The following is a 17871-nucleotide window of genomic DNA, read 5'->3' as shown; positions in this document are numbered from 1 at the left end:
TGTACTTTCAGTTCCGACATAATATGTACTGCAAGTTCATAATTAGCCCGGAGGCCACATGAGCCCGCTTAAAAAATCGATTGATGACGCCGGCGGCGTTCCAGTGGTTGCCCTGGCGTGCGGGAAGTCTCCACGCGCCATTTATAAGTGGCTGACTGCCGATTGCCTGCCGCGTACCGAATACACCGGCGAGACGCGTTACGCGGAAAGGATCGCTGCACTGGCAGAGGCCAATGGCAAGCCTTTCGACGCGTCTTGGCTGCTCCTGGAAGCGAAGCCGAATAAGACCGCCGCCTAACGTCTCTTTGAGCTGAGCGAGATCGTCGCTTGCTCGAAGCCCCGAAGGGCATCCCGACCAAGCTGAGTGCGCAACAGATGTGCCTTCGATTCAAACGTAGGCCAAAGCCTCAGCTGAGAAGACAAGGGCAGGGTGGATGCCAAGGCAGCCATAAAGCAGCAAAGGGCGGTTATCTCGCCTTGCAGTTCGGAATAGTCGGTCATGGATGCGTCCCTGATCAGTTGATGAACAGATCATCGCGTCGTTGATGGCGCAACGCCACGTAACAATTTTTGAGGTGTGACATGCAGGAGTTGATGAGAGCGATCTACGACGTGGTTGACGACCATGGCACCAAAAAGATCGCAGAGGGCGCGGACTTCAAATCCCGAACGTTGCTTTCGCAGAAGGCAAACCCGGACTACGACACCCACCGCATGAACGTGGAAGAGTTGCACCGGATCATGAAGTTCACCCAAGACTTCCGCCCGCTCAAGGCTTGGGCAGAGGCGTTCGGTTTCGACCTGGTCCCGAAGCAGCGGCCGGAAGGGATCAACCTCAACGCCGCTCTGCTTCGACTGCATGCCGACCTTGCCGATGTTACCCGGCTTGCGTTCGACGCGCAGGCTGATGGTCGCGTCTGCTCGGTCGAGAAAACGAGCCTGCTCAAGGAGGCTGAGGAAGTAATCGTCAGCTTGGAAGTGTTCAAGCAGTCCGTGAAGGCAGCCTGAATTTCAGACACAAAAAAGCCGACGTACGAGGTCGGCTTCTTCTACAGCGGTAAACAACTGGAGCAAATCATGCACCAATCCATTCAAACGATCAATACCCCGGCCAGTGTCGCGACACGTTTTCAGAATTCTCATTCCGTGTCGCGTACCAATTATTTCAGCATCGCCCAGGGTGTAACCCGGGTTTTGTCCGCCATCGACACCCCGGCACAAGCCGCCGACGGCTCGCGCGAATACCACCAGGCCGAGGCCATGAAGGCCGCAGAGAAGATCCCTCATCAATTTACAGCTCAAGCCAAGAAGCAGGCGAAGCGCGAATGCCCCGGGCATCTGATCGCGTCCCTTGCGCGTCCTGACGCTGCCACGAAGGCGAAATAGGCATGAGCAACGTATTCCAACTCAACGCAAAAAGCCCCGGGGGGTTTACCCGGATGGACAACGATCTTTATGAGGCCCTGATACGGGCCGACCTATCTGGGCGTGAGCTTCGTGTTGCCCTGGCCATTCACCGGCAAACCGCCGGGTACAATCTCGACAGTGCCCGCATTGCCGCCTCCTACATCGCTGAGATGGCGAACATTCACCGTGAGGACGTATCCCGCATCATCGGCGAACTGCTGCGCCAGCGGGTCATTTACCGCGACGGTGGCAGCAAGGCGCCGATCGGTATTTCCCCTGTTCGCGAGTGGCGAATCGACGCAAAAAACAACCGGAAAACCACCACCCAAAAAGAGCCACAGTGTGGCGTTTCCACCACGTCCTTAGTGGCGTTTCCACCACACAATAAAGACACAAATACAACTACTACCTCTGACGAGGTAGTCGTCGACGCCGAGCGTCAACCGGAAGCGGCGCCGGAAAAAATCTCGAAGGTGAAAACCGACGCATGCCCACACCGGGCCATTGTCGACCTGTATCACGAAATCCTCCCTGAGCTGCCAGCCGTAACCCTGATCAACAAAACCCGCCAGCAGCACCTGCAAGGCCGGTGGCGTGAGCACGAAGCTCATCGCGACCTGGCGTTCTGGCGTGAGTACTTCGAATCCGTGAAAGCCTCGAACTTCCTGATGGGCAAGGTGGAAGGGCGTTTCGGCACCAAACCGTTCCGCGCTTCGTTCGACTGGCTGATCGCCCCCCGCAACTTCGTCAAGGTCGTAGAGGGGAATTACCATGCGTGATCCCTACAGCATCGAGGCCGAACACGGCCTGCTGGGCGCCATGATGCAGCGCGCGGAGCTGATCGACACCTTGAGCGATGACCTGTCGGCCGAGTCGTTCTACTTCCCGGAAAATGCTGACGTGTATCGCGGGATCATGGCGGTTCGTTCAGCCGGGCAGGCGGTGGATTTCCTTTCGGTCGGCAATCACATCGGTTCCATGGCAGACGGTTCGCCAGCCTTCGCCTACTGCGCGGAGATCGTGAAGAACACTCCGAGCGTGGCCAATGCATCCACCTACGCGTGCATCGTTCGTGAGCGCGCAATCAGCCGGGCCCTGTATGAGCTGGGTAGCCAAGCAATGGAGATCGCGCACGGCAACCAAGACACACAGTCGAAAATCGCCGCGATTCAGGCCGCTGCCATGGCGATCGACAGTGGATCGGATGCGGACGAAGTCGTGAGGGCGTCGGACGTTCTGGTCGACCAGCTTGAAGTTTGGCAGGAGCGCCACGACCGCCATGAGAGCGGGCAGACGCTGATCGGCCTGTCCACCGGGTTGAAGGACCTGGACGAACAACTTGGGGGCCTGCAGCCCGAGCAGCTGATCATCGTCGCTGGTCGTCCAGCCATGGGCAAAACCACGTTGGCGATGGGCTTCCTGACCGACGCCACCGTGCGCCAAGGCAAGTCGGGGCTAGTGGTAAGCCTCGAAATGAGCAAGGGCCAACTGATCGACCGCGCGACTGCGTCCGAGGGCAAGATTCCGCTCAACTTGATCAAGAACGGTACAGCCTGCCAGAGCCATGGCGACGCCCTTGGCGTGGCCGTTTCCAAACTCAAAAAAGCAAAGCTGTTCATCGCTGATCGCGCTGGCGCCACGGTGGGCCGAATTCGCTCGCTGGCTCGCCGCCACAAGATGCGCTACGGGCTCGACATTTTGATGATCGACTACCTGCAGCTCATGGAAGGAGAGGGCGGCAACCGTACGGAAGAGGTCAGCAGCATCAGCCGCGGCTGCAAGCTGCTCGCCCGCGAGCTCGGCATACCGGTCGTGTTGCTGAGTCAGCTATCCCGCAAGTGCGAGGAGCGCCCCAACAAACGCCCCGTGCCTTCCGATCTGCGCGAATCCGGCGCGATCGAGCAGGACGCCGACGTGATCCTGTTCGTTTACCGCGACGAGGTTTACCACGAAAACAGCGAGGCCAAGGGCATCGCCGAAATCATCGTGGGCAAGGGTCGTGATGTTGAGACCGGCACCGTCCGCGCCGCGTTTCTCGGCCAATACAACCGATTCGAGAACCTGGCTGCCGGTTGGAGGCCTGAGCCCGTCGAAGCTCAGCCGTCGAAAGTCGCATCTCTCTCCAGTCGCTACGCCAAGAAGGAGCGCATCTGACATGACCATCGACAAACAAAAACTCCAGAAGCTGCTGTGGGCCGAAGCCGCGTCATTCCGTGCCGACTGCGCAGACTGGAAGCGCAACACCGAGGCGCTGCAGGAATTCCTCGGGGAGAAGACCGTGGAGGAGGTGGCGCTGGAGCTGCTGGCCGAGAACGAAGCTCTGCGCAAAGAGCGTGAAGGCAAAGTGCTTGTGCCCGTAGAGCCGTCGGCCGGCCTGCTCATGAGCATGGCTATTCGCAGTGATCACGCTCTCGGCTGCCCAGGCTATTACGACCAGAAAGGGCTTGGTCGGCCGAACAACGGCGTCAGCCACGCCCGCATGCTGGAGTGTGCTCTCGGGGATATGCGCAAGCTGCACGAAGAGGTGGTGGGAGCTGGTTTCTACTCGCCGGAGAAGGAATCGGACTATCTGGCCATGGCCAAGGCGGTGCAGCCATGACACTGGACACAATCGCTTTGTGGCTCGGTTACGGCTCAATGATCGTCGGCGGCTTGGTGCTTATCGCGGCAATGCTCTTTGTGGTCGGCTGCGCACTTGCCGCGCTCGCGAACAAGAGCCTGCGAGCGCTGATCAGGATCTACGACCTGAAAACTCTGCGAGCGACCATGCGGCAGCTTGAGGCTGAAGGGAAGATCAGCAAAAAGACGGGGGTGCAGTCATGACTGACAAGATCAGCGTCAACTGCCAGGCCAAGCTCTCCGAGGCGATCACCAAGCTCAGCACCATGTTCCGCGACAAGAAGTTCGTCGTGGTATCCCTGCGCCCGGGCAAGGACCGCACGCTAGACCAGAACCGGCTGTGGTTCGCGATGTACAAGCGCATCGCGGAAATGACCCAGATCGGCGATGAGGCTGAAGCCCGTCGCTACTGCAAGCTGCACATAGGCGTGCAGATCCTGCTGAACGAAGATGCTGGGTTTCAGGCTGAGTGGTACCGGGTGATGCGGCACCTCCCGTACGAAACCAAGCTCGACATGATGGGCGAGTGCCATTTGTTCGGTCCGGACGGTTTCCCGGTTACCAGTCTGTTCAATCGCTCCCAGGGCATTGCCTACACCGATCGCATTGTCGCGCGCTTCGCACCGCAGGGCGTGTACTTCGATGATTTGCTGAGCCAGGAGGCCGCATGACGATTGAACGGAAGCAGCCCAAGCCGAAGAAATGCAGAGTCGCCACTTGCAGGGCCTCATTCGTCCCGTCGCGGATGGGGCAGGCGGTTTGCAGTCCGGCCTGCGCAATGATCGACGCGCCAAGGCACGCGCCGAAGGCCCGCAAGGCGCTGGCCGACATTGAGCGCAAGAACATCAAGGTCCGCAAGGAGGCCCTGAAAAGTCGCGCCGACCACATGAAGGATTCCGAGAAGGCTTTGCGGGACTATCGACGCACCTACGAGCTGAGCATCGGCAGCGGCTGTATGAGCTGCGGCCTGAGCCAGGAAGAGATCCGCGCAGCCCAGGGCTGGAAGACTGGCGGGGCATTCGACGCAGGTCATTTCCTCGGTAAGGGTGCCCGTCCCGAGCTGCGGCTGGTGCCGAACAACATCTGGTTGCAGTGCAAGAGCTGTAATGCCGGGTCGTCCAAGTACGCCCGAAAGGGCCAAACGGTTTCGCAGGCGTTCCGGGAAGGGCTGATCGCCCGCATCGGTCTGGAGGCTGTTGAGGCGCTGGAGGCCGACCACACGCCGCGCAAGGAAACCATAGAGCAACTGAAAGCCATCACCGCCGAATACCGGGCAAAGACCAGAGAACTCAAGAGGGCTGCAGCATGACCTATCGCAACGTTGTTTCAGCAGTAGTTCGCGCCCTTGCGGCCGAGACCATCAGTTCCGCCGGCGGCTGCGACTTTGAGCCAAAGGTACAGTGCGCCAAGCAGAAGGGGGAGATTGTCGGCAAGCAGGCTGCATTCCTGACTGACTGCTGGGTGTTCGGGCGGCTGCATAAGGCGCTGTCGGCCGAGCACTGGCGCGCCCTGGTGGCGAAGTTCTCCACACACACTGAGCGCAAGCACGCGGCGATTGCTGAGCTGACCCGGGCGATTCGCTCACCGGCGCCGGAACGCTTTCTGCACTGCGCCGTCGTGACCTGGGCGTTACCTCGGCTGCCAGGCGTGGACGGAAAGCGCTCTACCAACGTGCTGCCGGCTGGCTGGTACGAGATGGACAACTGGTCGAACGAGCCGCACCCGATCAAGACCCAAGAGCGGTGGAGGCGGGATATTCGCAAGACGCTGGAGCGCGAAGTGGATGAGGCTTTGGTGTCTGCCCAAGTCCTTTTGGATGCAGAGGGGCTCATTGGTACACAAGCCGCTTGACGATCGCTGAGCCAATGAGCCATTATTAGTCCATCCTGTGATTCGTGCGTGTGTTTAGGAAGCATGTAATTGCAGGATGGATCTGGAGATACGCAATGACCCAGATTCACAGAGTCCCGTATATTGATACATCCTGCCTCCCCAGCATCTGCCAGCGCTCTCGCTGCCTCAAGGATGCTCTCGGGAAAACTAATTACTGCATCGGCCACCAGCCAAAGCCAAAAGCACCGCCACCACCATGGCAGGGCAGGCCGGTCGTTTACGTGGTCGGCATGGAGGGCGAGCCATACGTCAAGATTGGTTATGCGACAGAGCTGAGCTCTCGCATGATTGGTATGCAGGTAGGCTCGCCAAAGCCAATGATTGTGCACTGTGTGTTTCGTGGCAGCCTGCAGGCCGAATCAGCGATGCACCGCGAATTACAAGATCATCATGTGCGCGGGGAGTGGTTTCACATGGATCCAGCAAAGGTGATGTGTGAACGGCTTGCCCAGGATCGAGATGAGCGAATCAGGCTAGGCTTGACTGGGTTGATTTGCGCCTGGAATGAGCAGGGTTATCACTGGGACGCCAAAGGCCTTCCAATGAGCAAGCTCAAGAAAATGCGCATCAACAACGGATTCGAAAAGATTTAGCGCTTCCCATAGTGCACAAGTAACGCGAAACGCACACGCAACCATAAACCCGGCCAAGCGCCGGGTTCTATCTGCCTAAACGAACGTGTTTCCATTGCGCCTTTATTGCCAAAAAAAGTGACATAAGCGCCAACTGAAAATTTCTGAGAACGAATTGATGGCACATTGACTCATAGTGCCGTTGTAAATAAATTGATCCCTTCTTAGAACTTATTGGTCACAAAATGAAGAAAAAAATCCTATCGGTTTTGGTTTTTTGCGCTGTTTGTAACGGCGCTCAAGCTGTAGAACTTTCAGGCGCCCTCGGTGCCACGAGCCAAGGCGGATTGACTGCTCGTGCTGCGCTGGGATTCAATTGGGATAAGGCGTGGTTGGAAAGCCCTACAGGTAAGCTGACAGGATATTGGGACTTGGGGTACACCTATTGGGAGTCGGGGAAAGAGGCTGGTGCTCGCCACTCTCTTTCCTTTGCCCCGGTCTTCGTTTACGAGTTTGGTCAAGGTGACATAAAGCCGTTCATCGAAGCTGGTGTGGGTGTCGCAATGTTTTCGGGCACTAACGCTGGCGACCAGAAATTCGGATCGTCTTTCAACTTCGAAGACCGAATTGGCGCTGGCTTGAAGTTCGGCGATACGCAGAAGGTAGGTGTTCGGGCTACTCACTATTCAAACGCGGGCATCAAAGAACCGAACGATGGCATTGAGTCTTACGCACTTTTCTACAGTCATTCGATTTGATCTGACCAGGAACCCGGCCATCGCGCCGGGTTTTTTTATTGCCTGAGTTTCACTGCAGCCAGGGCAGCCTCACGGAAGACCTGGACACTGATAAGCCGGCAAGTGCAGTGCTACGACAAAACACCGGCAGCCCGCGTACCTCGTCCTCACCATGCTTACGAGGTAGCGCGAGACCGAATCTGCGAGATCGATGCATTAGGGCGTCGACGTAGAGAGGGTCTTTGGCTGACAGCGTGGAAAGACATGCGCACCTGTTCAGGGCCTCAGCATTCGCTGGGGCTTTTCTCGTTATGAGGCACAGCAAATGTCCGGCTCTATCCAATCCAGCAACTACGTGCCGGGCGTTTCCGGCTGGAAATTCAACGAGGTCACCGGCGAGTTCGAGATTCATAGTTCTGACGCATCTGCCAGCGCCGAGCCTCGGCTTATCAGTGTGACTGCGGGCTCTTGGTCGGATTACGACCTCCCGTCCAATGCCGTTGAGTACCACACCTTTATCGGTGCGGAGCTGGATAAGATCCCGGCCGAGTGCCGTGCTAGTGCTGATATCACAACCGAGGATATCTCGTTTGATCGTGACGGCTCGGATGTTCGTACAACGCTGACCTATGAGCGCTTCGAGACTTGCGAAGAGGTCGCGGATCGTATCGAAAAGGCTTCGGTGTCCGCTCAGATGAATGGCTTGGTTGGTGGTGGTTTCAGCATCTTCCATAACGGCCAGATTCGCGTTCGACTTGGAAGTCTTGAAGGGCCAAGCCCTTTCGTTGTCGCCGATGGCAAGGTGTATTTGCGCGATGACCTGGTGAAGGAGGCGTCGATAGCCAAAGCCAAGGTCGCGAGTGAGTGGTCGGTCCGGGTTGAGCTGTCACCGACCGGCCAGCCGTATGCTGCTGGGTTCGGAATCGGCATCGGCATGGCGGGCGAGTTAAAGCCCGACATCATCGTGAAGGCATCCCACATGGAAATCCTGCCTGACGGCCTGGTGAAGATCACCCAGGCACCAAAGCAGGCCTAAAGCCAATCCCTATTCAGGCCTTGACATTGATCGAGGCCTTTTTCTTCTTCGGCTCCACCACACCCATTGCTCCGAGCTGGGAGTGCAGCGGACGCCGGATTTATCAATCTCCCCAAGGGGGAGGCAACCCGGATGCCAAACATGCCTGACAAGCCAGACACATGGGCCAAGATCTGGCTGGCGTTGAGCAATCCGCTAATGGCGGGCGTCATCATGGCCATCACCGTTTGTTTGCTTCGCGTCATCTACGACGGAAAAGAAACCAGCGTGCGCCGGATCATTTTCGAGGCGCTGATTTGCGGATCGCTGAGTCTGGTCGCGTCCAGCGTTATTGAGTGGATGGCCTGGCCTTCAAGCCTATCGATCGCCGCCGGAGGGACTATTGGGTTCCTCGGCGTGACAGCCATTCGCGAGCTGGTGACCCGCTTCCTCGGTCGCAAGGCAGATGCCGCATGAAGGCCTTCGCCGCTGCAATCATCATCGCCCTGGTCGGCCTGCTCCTCATAGGGATTCAGCAGTCGCGCGTCGTCGCCCTTCGCGGGGAGGTGGCATTCGAAGCCAGCGAGAAGAAGAAGGCGGTCGACGCCAACCTCGAAAGCCAGGCCACGATCACCACGCTACGCGCCGAAGCCCAGCGCAACGCCGATTACCAGAAAGACCTGAGCAAGCGGTTGCAGGCCAGCCAGGTCAAAGCCCGAAAGGCGGAGAAGAACTTTGAAGAACTCAAACGCAACAGCAAGCCTGTTCGTGATTGGGCTGCTCAGCCTCTGCCTGACGGCCTGCGCGGCAAAGCCGGCGGTGGTAACAAAGACAGCGGCGGTAAGAGTCGAGCCCCCTGAGCTGGTGCCATGTGAGCGGGTAGCTGATGAAGACCTCGCCGACAACGGCCAGCTGTGGGAGCTGAAGAACCAAGCCATCAACCTGCTCGACACCTGTGCAGACCAGGTGGACGCGCAGATCAAGCGCAGTCAGAGCAAGTAGGTCGCGACACGTTTCGCGAGCGTGCAAATTGTGTCGCGACACTAGCAGTTGGCGATATCAGACTCCGGCCCGACGCATGTCGTGGGCGATATCTCTCAGATGACTGATGAGTAGCTCTACCTGTTCCGATGTCGTCGCGATCGAGTAATCGCCGTGGTTTGCTCGAAGTACTTCGTGATGATCGACCCATAACAGCGAATTCGAGATGTAATCAATGTATTCCTGAGCGTCCATTGACTCCATGGTTGGGATGTCAACAACGTCAACACCTATTTCGATAGTGATTGTTTGTTCCATGCCAGCTCCTTGCGTCAGTTGAGTGTGATTCATGAGCTCCGAGTGCCCGCGGTATCAACCCCAGAGTCTTGATGATAACCAGGCAATCCGACTGAGCGGCGACGGCAGCGATGGCAGCGATGGCGGACGTTGGATGCGCTCAGCAGAAAGGGGCAAGCTAGTCCCGAGTATCGATGAATACAAATGACTTGTTATACGGGCGGAGTCCGCTTCCAGCGCTTTAGTCTGGATCGCGTGGTTTGCTGCGATTTCGCTGAGAGTTGACAAGTACATCTCCTGATCTGGCGTATAGCCACGCTTGAACTTTTAAAATGAGTAGCTGGCACGTCAGAATTTTATCTTCGGCGCCCGCGCGATCCATTCTTAGCAAGCCTCGAGCCATTGGGCTTACCGCTCAGCGCTACAGCCTCATCCCACCGCTTGGAGAACAGGCCGATTGTTAAAGCTAATACCTGGTGTATTGGAGATGGAGCAGTCTCAGCGCTTCCTCATACTGAGTGGGAGGCAGCTTGGCTCTGAGCCGAACCATTATTTCTTGAGCGCTGGCCATTGCGATCCTTGAGTCTTTCCCGGTGCGCTCCGCCCAATTTGATGCGGCCTTCAAAACAGCTTTTTCACCGATGTGCCTGCTCATCAACGTAATTCCTTTTATCGAATAGTTTTAACCATAGCCGAGCGGCGGAGACGCGGAGAAATGAATAGGCCAATGCCTCCGGAGTCGCTGCTCGAACTGTCTGAGCTTTCCAACTTCGGTATCCGGCTGATCCCAGCGCCTGAGGTGTGGGAGTGGCTTCAGACCGAGATCCTCGCCGACACCGGCAGCATCCACAACGAAGACCACGCCCATCTGATCGATGCGGACGTGAGAGTCATGTGGGCGTCTGCCGTCTTCACGAAGAAGGGTCGCACAGTCGTTGGCCAGGCAGAGCAGGTAGCGTTCCGCGCCGGTGGATGGCAGAAGGCCCGGATGGAACAGCAGATGCTGGATTGGTTCGGCGACGTGCCGGCCTACATCATCACCCTGGCCGCCGATTACTGCGCTCAGTGCAGTGACGCTGACTTCTGCGCACTGGTCGAACATGAGCTGTACCACATCGCTCAGGCGACAGATCAGTACGGCGCACCCAAGTTCACCCAGGAAGGACTGCCCAAGCTTGAGATGCGCGGACACGACGTTGAAGAGTTCGTCGGTGTGGTGCGTCGGTATGGGGCGAGCCCTCAAGTGCAAGAGCTTGTGGACGCTGCAAACAATCCTGCCGAGGTGGGGAAATTGAACATTTCGAGGGCCTGCGGAACCTGTCTGCTCAAGTCGGCCTGACTTTGACAGTACTTTGACGGATGCCCACTTATGGCCGCACTCAGAGACGAGGTGAAAGCCTTTGTCGTACAGGCTCTCGCCTGCTTTGACACGCCATCTCAAGTGGTGGCGTCCGTCAAAGAAAGATTCGGGCTCGAAGTTACCCGCCAACAGTGCGAGGCATACGACCCAACCAAGTACGTTGGGCGCAACCTGCACGTGAAGTGGCAGACGCTGTTTAACGACACCCGCAAGAGGTTTCGCGAAGAGACGGCAGAGATCCCGATCGCCAACCGAGCGTATCGACTTCGCACGCTGGGACGCATGGCTGAGAAGGCCGAGAACATGAAGAACATGGCGCTGACTGCCCAGTTGCTGGAGCAGGCAGCCAAAGAAGTGGGCGACGTTTACGTGAATCGTCGCCTCGAACCTGAAAAACCTCTGGGCTCCCAAGCGGACCAGCAGCACGCCGTTGCTGAGTACACCCTGGAGCCTGATGAGAATGTCCCCGCTACCCCGTACCTATGACCCGCCGGTAAAGCTGACGCCGAAGCAGGCGAACATTTACTGCTGGGGCTTCCAGCCTCAGGCGCGCTTCCGCGATGCCGTGTGTGGACGCCGGTTCGGCAAGACGTTCTTGGGCAAAGCTGAGATGCGCCGAGCTGCTCGGCTGGCTGCTGAGTGGGGCGTGAGCGTCGAAGATGAGATCTGGTACGGCGCGCCGACCTTCAAGCAGGCCAAGCGCGTATTCTGGCGACGGCTGAAGCAGGCGATCCCTGAAGCGTGGCGTGCACACCGCCCGAACGAAACGGAATGTTCGATCACGCTCAAGTCTGGCCACGTCATGCGCGTGGTAGGGCTCGACAACTACGACAATCTGCGCGGCTCCGGTCTGTTCTTCGTTCTGGTGGACGAATGGGCGGACTGCCCATGGGAAGCATGGGAAGAAGTCCTCCGCCCGATGCTTTCGACCTGCCAATACTCGATACCTGGCATTGGCATGCGTAAGGGCGGTCACGCGCTACGCATCGGCACGCCCAAGGGATTCAATCACTGCTACGACACGTTCCAAGACGGCCGACCGGGGCATGAGCCTGACCACAAAAGCTGGCTCTACACCTCGCTCGATGGCGGTAACGTGCCGGCTGAGGAGCTGGATGCGGCCCGTCGCAAGATGGACCCTCGAACCTTTCGGCAGGAATACGAGGCCAGCTTTGAGAACTACGCGGGTGTCGTTTATTACACGTTCAATCGTGAAGCAAATCGAACCAGCGAAACGATCAAGCGCGGCGAGGCCTTGCACATCGGCATGGACTTCAACGTCATGAAGATGGCGGCAGTCGTGCACGTCATTCGCGATGACCTGCCACTGGCACTCAGCGAGTTTTCAGATGTACGGGACACGCCTGAGATGATCGAGAAGATCAAGCTCCGCTTTCCTGACCACAGCATTGCGATCTACCCGGACGCCAGCGGCCAGAACACAAGCAGCAAGAGCGCAAGCGAATCTGACCTGTCACTGCTGAAAAAGGCTGGATTTACCGTAGTGGTGGATTCGACCAACCCCGCTGTGAAGGATCGGGTCAACGCCATGTGCGCGATGTTCGCTAATACCTACGGCGAGCATCGATATCTGGTCAACGTCGACCAGTGTCCGAAATACACGCAGTGCCTGGAGCGCCAGATTTACACCGACAAGGGCGAGCCCGATAAGAAGGCCGGCTACGACCACCTGGTGGATGCCCCTGGCTACTTCATTGCCAAGCGGTACCCGATCAAAACACGCACAGGCGGAACACGCCGAATTGGAGGCTTGGCCTGATGCCAGTGCAATCGACAAACCCTGACTACGACGCGCACATCGCCGAGTGGGAAATGATGGACGACGCGCTCGAGGGTGAGTGCGCCGTCAAGCGCAACGAGCGCAACCTGCCAAAGCCGAGCGGCATGGTTGAAGCTGAGAAGCTCGACGGCGCCGGCAACAAGTACCTCTACGAGAACTACACGAACCGGGCTCAGTACGAGCATTGGGTGCGTGACTCTCTCCGGTCGATGATGGGCCTAGTCTCCCGGCTGATTCCGGAGATCGAGCTGCCCACCGGCCTGAAGGGGATAGAGGACAATGCCACGTCTGACGGCTTCGGCCTGAAGCAACTGTTCTTCCGCATGGTGCGCCAGGCTATTTCACACGGCCGCGTCCCGCTGGTGGTGAACATCGACGATAGCGGCGAGCCGTATTTTTCGACGTACGCCACGCGCAACGCGATCAACTGGGACACGGCTGATCAAGGCGGTCGCCAAGACTTGGTCCTTTCGGTGTTCCGGGAGTTCCGCAAGAAGGGCGGTGATCGCTACAGCCATGACTGCGACACGGTGTTCCGTGAGTTCTTCATGCAAGGCGAGACCTGTTACACCGCTGTACGGAACGAAGGTGGTCAGATCGTCGAGGAGGAGAAGCCACTGGGCTCCACTGGCACCGACAACCGACTGGTCAAAGGCCTTTCCTACTTGCCGGTGATCTATTGCGGCTCGACCGACAACTCGCCGGAAGTGGACGAGGTGCCGTTGCTCACAATGGCGCGGGCTGCTTTGAAGTCTTACCAGTTGAGCGCTGACTACTTCACTGCGCTACACCAGACCAGCCATCCGCAACCATGGGTGTCTGGCCTTGATGATTCTGTAGAGCTGAGCGTGACGGGGCCATCTGCGGCGTGGGATCTGGGTCCATCTGGCCAATGTGGCTATCTGGAGTTTCAAGGCGCCGGAATTGAAGCCGTCCGCAAGGCGATGGATGACCAGAAGAACGCCGCCCTTGAAGCCGGCGCCAAGGTCATGGACATCGGCGGCACAGAATCGGGCGAGGCGCGCAAAACACGCCAGAACGACCAACACGCCACGTTGCACAGCATTGTCGTCACGGTGGCAGAGGCAGTGGAGCAGGGTCTGCGGTACGCGGCTGAGTGGAAGGGCTACGACCCCAAGCAGGTCAAGTTCAAGGTGAACCCTGAGTTCGTGACCCCAGTGGTCGATGCCCAGGTGCTTGCCGAGCTGCTCAAGGGCGTGATGGCTGGCACGATCAGCGCCGACACTTACTGGCAGTACCTCACCACCGGCAAGTTGCCGGATCGCCCATACGAAGACGAAGCCGACCTGATCAGCGATGAGCGCGAGTCGGCCGGCATCAACTTGGACAAAGACGATGCCAACGACAAACCTGGCGCAGGCGGACAGCCAACTGCTGGAGCAGACGACGCGCCACTCGGTAATGCTGGAGCGGCTTAAAGCCGGCGAGGTCAAGAAGTTCGAGAAGTACCTGCGCCAGATCGACACACTTGTGCGGGTGCAGTTGACGCGCAAGGAGCTGACTACCTACAGCCGGGACCGCCTTGAGCAGTTCCTGGCCCGAGTGGATGGCAAGCTGCTCGAGATCTACAAGGCCTACGGTGATCTGGTGCAGGCCGATCTGGTCGATATCGCGCTGTACGAATCGACCTTTGAAGCCAACAGCCTGAGCAATGCGCTGTCCATCGACGCAGTGGTGCCGAGCAATACAGTGGTCCGCGCGGCAGTGTTTTCCTATCCGCTGCAGGTGAAAGGCATCGACGGCGGCAAGCTGCTGAAAAGTTTCGTCAGCGGCTGGACGCGCGCCGAGACGATGCGTGTCACAAACACCATCCGCCTCGGTTTCGGTCAGGGCCAAACCAACGCCCAGATCATTCAGTCGATTCGCGGCACCGCAGCTCAGAACTTCACGGATGGAGTGTTGGCGGTGAGCAATCGCAATGCCGCATCAGTGGTGCAGACGGCAATCCAGCATGTGGCCACGACAGCACGAATGGAGACGCTGAAAGCCAACAGCGACGTGGTGCTGGGTTATCGTTGGGTATCGACGCTCGATCGCAAGACTTCGCAGCAGTGCAAGGGCTTGGATGGCATGCGCTTCGACCTTGGAAAAGGTCCGCTGCCCCCGGCGCACATCAACTGCCGGTCGACCACGGTGCCGACCACCAGGCTTTCGGAGACGTTTGCCAAGGACGCCACGCGCGCTTCGGTGGGAGACAATGGCGGTGCGCAGGTCGATGCCAGCCTGAACTATTACGAGTGGCTGGCAACGCAGCCGGCGAGCTTTCAGGATCATGCGCTCGGGCCTGTGCGAGCCAGGTTGTTCCGCGATGGGGGGCTGACACCGGAGAAGTTCGCCAAGCTGCAGCTCGACAAGTCGTTCAAGCCGCTGACGCTGGCGCAGCTTAAGGCGGCCGAGCCTGACATGTTCATCCGCGCAGGCGTTACACTCGGCGCTCCACCGGGTTGAGATAGCCGATGCAGATCATCGTTGAAGACGGAAAGGGCAGGCCAGACGCGAATAGCTTCGTGCCGCTGGAGAAGCTGACCTTCTACCGCGACTACTACGGGTTCCGGATACCGGAAGCAGTGGCCGAGCAGGTCGAACTGCTGCTGCGCGCAGCGGCCGACATCAATGGTCGGCAGTGGAAGGGGCGCAAGGCCAATGCTGATCAGGCAATGGCCTGGCCTCGGCGTGACTGCAAGATCGAGTACCAGACGCTGTCCGAGACTTTCGTGCCCTTTGAAATTGAATGGGGTCAAGTACGGCTGGCTGTTGAGTTGTATGCCGACGAGCAGGGCTTTCGGATCGAAGAGCCGACGCATTGCACAGAGCCAAACGGGCGACGAACTCGGCTCAATCGCGATACACCGGGTCTTCGTATGCGCCCGCCGCCATATGCTGCAAGCAGGACGCAGTTCTCCGATTACCTGATTATGCGCGGGCTGTTTCTAGTGCAGTGCAATTAGTAGTTGATGGTTACTGAGGTGGCTCCGCGCGCTTTGAGCTCTTGGATGATCTGCTCTACCGTCGCCTCACCAAGCCAAAAATTTTCGATTGGTAGTGTCGTACTGCGTTCCAGTGGAGCGCCAGTTCCTGACAGAAGCTCGTTGAGTTTCTGCCATGTCGAGTCGCGCGGTGCGCAAAAGCAGGAGTGATCTTTGTTTTCGTACCGGGATGGCATTGCTGGGTTAATACCAATAGCTTTTGCAACCTCAGTATAGGAAAGACCTTTTGCTTCACGAGCAGCCTTTAAAGCCTCTGGAAATCGCTTGTTAGTAGGATTTGGAAGCATCTTATGTTCTCCGGTAAGTGTGTTCGCACAGTGATAATACAATACTAATACAGTATTGCAATACTGAATCGTTGATAATATTGCGCCTCGGCCATGCCGGGGCTTTTTTATGCCTGCAAAGCGGGCCGACCAAACCCAAGGGGTGCACCAAGTGGCAGACGAAAACCAGATTGATCTTGAAGACCCGGCAGTTCAGACCGCCATTGCTGCAGCTGTTGAGGCTGCGACCTTGGGCCTCAAGAACAAAAACACCGAGCTGCTTGGCTCGCTCCGGAGTACCAAAACTGAGCTGGACGGTTTCAAGTCACAGTTCGAAGGTTTGGATATCGCGGCCGTGAAAGGACTGCTGACCAAGGTTGGTCAGGACGAAGAAACCAAGCTGATTGCCGAAGGCAAGCTGGACGAGGTCATCACCCGCCGTACCGAGCGCCTGCGCACCGACTATGACACCAAGCTCGCGGCCGAAAAGGCCCGCGCGGACAAGGCCGAGCAATTTGCTGCCAAGTACAGCGACAAGGTTCTGGCTGATTCCATCCGTGCCGCCGCCCTCAAGGCCGGCGCGCTACCCGAGGCTGCCGAGGACATCATCCTGCGCGCCCGGGGCACTTTCAAACTCAGTGAAGACGGTGAGGCAATTGCCACCGACCGTGACGGCGAGGTCGTTTACGGGAAGGACGGGAAAACCCCGCTGTCGCCGCTCGAATGGGCGGAGTCGCTGCGTGAATCAGCAACACACCTGTGGCCAAGGGCTCAGGGTGCCGGTCCGACCGGCGATCAAGGTGGCAAGGCCACGAAAAAATGGGGCGAGTACACGGAAACCGAGCGCGCTGCGATCGCCCGCGACAACCCCGAGCTGTTCAAGAAAATCCAGGCCACCAAAGGAACCTAATTCATGGCAACTACCCAACTGACCGACATCTTCGTCGGTGACTACTACGCCTCGCTGGAGCCGGTAAATAGCCCGGAAAAGACCGCTGTCTACGAGTCGGGCATCGTTACCCGCTCACCTGTCCTGGACGCTATCGCTTCCGGCAGCCAAGGCACCGCCGAGATCAGCTACTGGCAGGATCTCAATGCTGATGAAGCCCCGAACATCAGCAACGATGACCCGAACGACCAGGGCGAAGTCGGCAAGGTTACTCAGGACAGCATGCGTGCTCGCGTCCTGTACCTCAACAAAGGCTATGGCGTAGCCGACCTGACCGCCGAACTGGCGAACAGCGAGCCCCAGCAGCAGATCCGCAACCGCTTCGGCACCTACTGGACTCGCCAGTGGCAGCGTTACGCTCTCGGTGCAGCGCGCGGCATCATCGCCTCGAACATTGCCAACAACGGCGGTGACATGGTCATCGACGCGGGCGCGGCCATCAGCGCGAACGCGTTTCAGGATGCCGCGTTTACCGCCGGCGATGCGGCCGACCAGTTCGGCGCGATCGGCGTGCACTCGGTGGTGATGAACCAGATGGTCAAGCAGGACCTCATCGAGTATCTGCGCGACTCCGACGGCAAGATCATCCTGGCTACCTACCTGGGTAAGCCGGTGTTCATGGACGATGGCCTGGTGTACGGCGCTGGCAAGTACCTTTCGGTGTTCTTCGGTCAAGGCGCGTTCGGCTATGGCGAAGGCACGCCGAAGGTGCCGGTGGAGATCGAGCGCAAGCCGGGCGGAGGTAATGGCGGCGGTGCTGAGGTGCTGTGGGAGCGGAAGACCTACATCCTCCAGCCTGCTGGTTTCAGCTGGAAAGGCTCCGAGGCTCAGAACCTCAGCCCAACCGCGACCCAGTATGCCGCTGCCGCGAACTGGGAACGCGTGTTCAGCCGCAAGCAGGTCCCATTCGCCGCCGTCATCAGCGGTACTACCACGCCGTAATCCGGCCTTCACTTACCCTGGCGT

General features: G+C 58.4%; 26 protein-coding genes. 24 read left to right on the top strand and 2 right to left on the bottom strand.

Annotation, left to right across the window (positions count from 1 at the left end; genetic code table 11):
* The first annotated feature begins 58 nt into the window (after window positions 1–58).
* The 16 genes from ACP7D9_RS27400 to ACP7D9_RS27325 all read left to right on the top strand — a co-directional run bounded on the left by ACP7D9_RS27400 (window position 59) and on the right by ACP7D9_RS27325 (window position 9245).
* Complete coding sequence (locus tag ACP7D9_RS27400) at window positions 59–298, top strand: hypothetical protein (RefSeq protein WP_426160170.1); 240 nt, start codon at window positions 59–61, stop codon at window positions 296–298.
* A gap of 284 nt (window positions 299–582) precedes the next feature.
* A complete protein-coding gene (locus ACP7D9_RS27395) occupies window positions 583–1008 on the top strand; it encodes a phage regulatory CII family protein (protein ID WP_426160169.1) in 426 nt (141 codons plus the stop codon).
* A 69-nt stretch (window positions 1009–1077) separates the two neighbouring features.
* A complete protein-coding gene (locus ACP7D9_RS27390; RefSeq protein ID WP_426160168.1) occupies window positions 1078–1386 on the top strand; it encodes a hypothetical protein in 309 nt (102 codons plus the stop codon).
* A gap of 2 nt (window positions 1387–1388) precedes the next feature.
* A complete protein-coding gene (locus ACP7D9_RS27385; protein WP_426160167.1) occupies window positions 1389–2186 on the top strand; it encodes a replication protein in 798 nt (265 codons plus the stop codon).
* On the top strand, window positions 2179–3561 hold the full coding sequence (gene dnaB / locus ACP7D9_RS27380; protein WP_426160166.1) for a replicative DNA helicase: 1383 nt from the start codon (window positions 2179–2181) through the stop codon (window positions 3559–3561). The genes ACP7D9_RS27385 and dnaB overlap by 8 nt, the downstream gene beginning before the upstream one ends.
* Window position 3562: 1 nt before the next feature.
* Window positions 3563–4006, top strand: a complete 444-nt coding sequence (locus ACP7D9_RS27375; protein WP_426160165.1) for a hypothetical protein — start codon at window positions 3563–3565, stop codon at window positions 4004–4006.
* A 38-nt stretch (window positions 4007–4044) separates the two neighbouring features.
* Window positions 4045–4230, top strand: a complete 186-nt coding sequence (locus ACP7D9_RS27370) for a hypothetical protein (protein WP_426160164.1) — start codon at window positions 4045–4047, stop codon at window positions 4228–4230.
* Entirely contained in the window at window positions 4227–4697 is a 471-nt protein-coding gene (locus ACP7D9_RS27365) for a hypothetical protein (protein ID WP_042559989.1), read from the top strand. Before ACP7D9_RS27370 ends, ACP7D9_RS27365 begins: the two co-directional genes overlap by 4 nt.
* Window positions 4694–5335, top strand: a complete 642-nt coding sequence (locus ACP7D9_RS27360; protein WP_426160163.1) for a recombination protein NinG — start codon at window positions 4694–4696, stop codon at window positions 5333–5335. Before ACP7D9_RS27365 ends, ACP7D9_RS27360 begins: the two co-directional genes overlap by 4 nt.
* On the top strand, window positions 5332–5877 hold the full coding sequence (locus tag ACP7D9_RS27355) for a hypothetical protein (RefSeq protein ID WP_426160162.1): 546 nt from the start codon (window positions 5332–5334) through the stop codon (window positions 5875–5877). Before ACP7D9_RS27360 ends, ACP7D9_RS27355 begins: the two co-directional genes overlap by 4 nt.
* A gap of 95 nt (window positions 5878–5972) precedes the next feature.
* The gene (locus tag ACP7D9_RS27350; RefSeq protein ID WP_097191970.1) at window positions 5973–6512 is read left to right on the top strand and encodes a GIY-YIG nuclease family protein; all 540 of its coding nucleotides are present in this window, start codon (window positions 5973–5975) and stop codon (window positions 6510–6512) included.
* A gap of 224 nt (window positions 6513–6736) precedes the next feature.
* Window positions 6737–7249 (top strand): acyloxyacyl hydrolase, encoded by a 513-nt coding sequence (locus ACP7D9_RS27345; RefSeq protein ID WP_426160161.1) that lies wholly within the window; start codon window positions 6737–6739, stop codon window positions 7247–7249.
* Between the two features lie 304 nt (window positions 7250–7553).
* The gene (locus ACP7D9_RS27340) at window positions 7554–8264 is read left to right on the top strand and encodes a DUF1983 domain-containing protein (protein ID WP_273507632.1); all 711 of its coding nucleotides are present in this window, start codon (window positions 7554–7556) and stop codon (window positions 8262–8264) included.
* A gap of 132 nt (window positions 8265–8396) precedes the next feature.
* Complete coding sequence (locus ACP7D9_RS27335) at window positions 8397–8720, top strand: phage holin, lambda family (protein ID WP_200582988.1); 324 nt, start codon at window positions 8397–8399, stop codon at window positions 8718–8720.
* A complete protein-coding gene (locus tag ACP7D9_RS27330) occupies window positions 8717–9103 on the top strand; it encodes a hypothetical protein (RefSeq protein ID WP_426160160.1) in 387 nt (128 codons plus the stop codon). The genes ACP7D9_RS27335 and ACP7D9_RS27330 overlap by 4 nt, the downstream gene beginning before the upstream one ends.
* Window positions 9063–9245 carry a hypothetical protein gene (locus ACP7D9_RS27325; protein WP_047297581.1) on the top strand — a complete coding sequence of 61 codons (183 nt, stop codon included), beginning with the start codon at window positions 9063–9065 and terminating at the stop codon, window positions 9243–9245. Before ACP7D9_RS27330 ends, ACP7D9_RS27325 begins: the two co-directional genes overlap by 41 nt.
* A gap of 57 nt (window positions 9246–9302) precedes the next feature.
* Here ACP7D9_RS27325 and ACP7D9_RS27320 read toward each other — a convergent pair whose 3' ends face one another.
* Window positions 9303–9542 carry a hypothetical protein gene (locus ACP7D9_RS27320; protein ID WP_426160159.1) on the bottom strand — a complete coding sequence of 80 codons (240 nt, stop codon included), beginning with the start codon at window positions 9540–9542 and terminating at the stop codon, window positions 9303–9305.
* A 694-nt stretch (window positions 9543–10236) separates the two neighbouring features.
* Here ACP7D9_RS27320 and ACP7D9_RS27315 point away from each other — a divergent pair.
* From ACP7D9_RS27315 to ACP7D9_RS27290, 6 genes are read left to right on the top strand one after another with little or no spacing between them, the layout of a single operon-like run.
* Window positions 10237–10860 (top strand): putative metallopeptidase, encoded by a 624-nt coding sequence (locus tag ACP7D9_RS27315; RefSeq protein WP_426160158.1) that lies wholly within the window; start codon window positions 10237–10239, stop codon window positions 10858–10860.
* Between the two features lie 30 nt (window positions 10861–10890).
* The gene (locus ACP7D9_RS27310; protein WP_056785392.1) at window positions 10891–11367 is read left to right on the top strand and encodes a DUF2280 domain-containing protein; all 477 of its coding nucleotides are present in this window, start codon (window positions 10891–10893) and stop codon (window positions 11365–11367) included.
* On the top strand, window positions 11342–12661 hold the full coding sequence (locus ACP7D9_RS27305) for a terminase (protein WP_038861476.1): 1320 nt from the start codon (window positions 11342–11344) through the stop codon (window positions 12659–12661). Before ACP7D9_RS27310 ends, ACP7D9_RS27305 begins: the two co-directional genes overlap by 26 nt.
* On the top strand, window positions 12661–14121 hold the full coding sequence (locus tag ACP7D9_RS27300) for a DUF4055 domain-containing protein (protein ID WP_426160157.1): 1461 nt from the start codon (window positions 12661–12663) through the stop codon (window positions 14119–14121). Before ACP7D9_RS27305 ends, ACP7D9_RS27300 begins: the two co-directional genes overlap by 1 nt.
* On the top strand, window positions 14039–15151 hold the full coding sequence (locus ACP7D9_RS27295) for a minor capsid protein (protein ID WP_426160156.1): 1113 nt from the start codon (window positions 14039–14041) through the stop codon (window positions 15149–15151). The genes ACP7D9_RS27300 and ACP7D9_RS27295 overlap by 83 nt, the downstream gene beginning before the upstream one ends.
* Before the next feature lie 8 nt (window positions 15152–15159).
* Window positions 15160–15651, top strand: coding sequence for a DnaT-like ssDNA-binding protein (locus tag ACP7D9_RS27290; RefSeq protein WP_426160155.1), 492 nt, complete (start codon window positions 15160–15162; stop codon window positions 15649–15651).
* Here ACP7D9_RS27290 and ACP7D9_RS27285 read toward each other — a convergent pair.
* The gene (locus ACP7D9_RS27285; RefSeq protein ID WP_426160154.1) at window positions 15648–15977 is read right to left on the bottom strand and encodes a helix-turn-helix domain-containing protein; all 330 of its coding nucleotides are present in this window, start codon (window positions 15975–15977) and stop codon (window positions 15648–15650) included. The two genes, ACP7D9_RS27290 and ACP7D9_RS27285, sit on opposite strands and share 4 nt — an antisense overlap.
* A 151-nt stretch (window positions 15978–16128) precedes the next feature.
* Between ACP7D9_RS27285 and ACP7D9_RS27280 the strand changes: the two genes are divergently transcribed.
* On the top strand, window positions 16129–16866 hold the full coding sequence (locus ACP7D9_RS27280; protein WP_426160153.1) for a hypothetical protein: 738 nt from the start codon (window positions 16129–16131) through the stop codon (window positions 16864–16866).
* A gap of 3 nt (window positions 16867–16869) precedes the next feature.
* On the top strand, window positions 16870–17847 hold the full coding sequence (locus ACP7D9_RS27275; protein ID WP_056785404.1) for a major capsid protein: 978 nt from the start codon (window positions 16870–16872) through the stop codon (window positions 17845–17847).
* Window positions 17848–17871: the final 24 nt, after the last annotated feature.

Origin of the sequence: Pseudomonas sp. TSRC2-2 (assembly GCF_049897785.1) — a bacterium.
GTDB lineage: Bacteria > Pseudomonadota > Gammaproteobacteria > Pseudomonadales > Pseudomonadaceae > Aquipseudomonas.
Note: the sequence above shows the minus strand (reverse complement) of the source record. Positions and strands in the feature narration are given on the sequence as shown.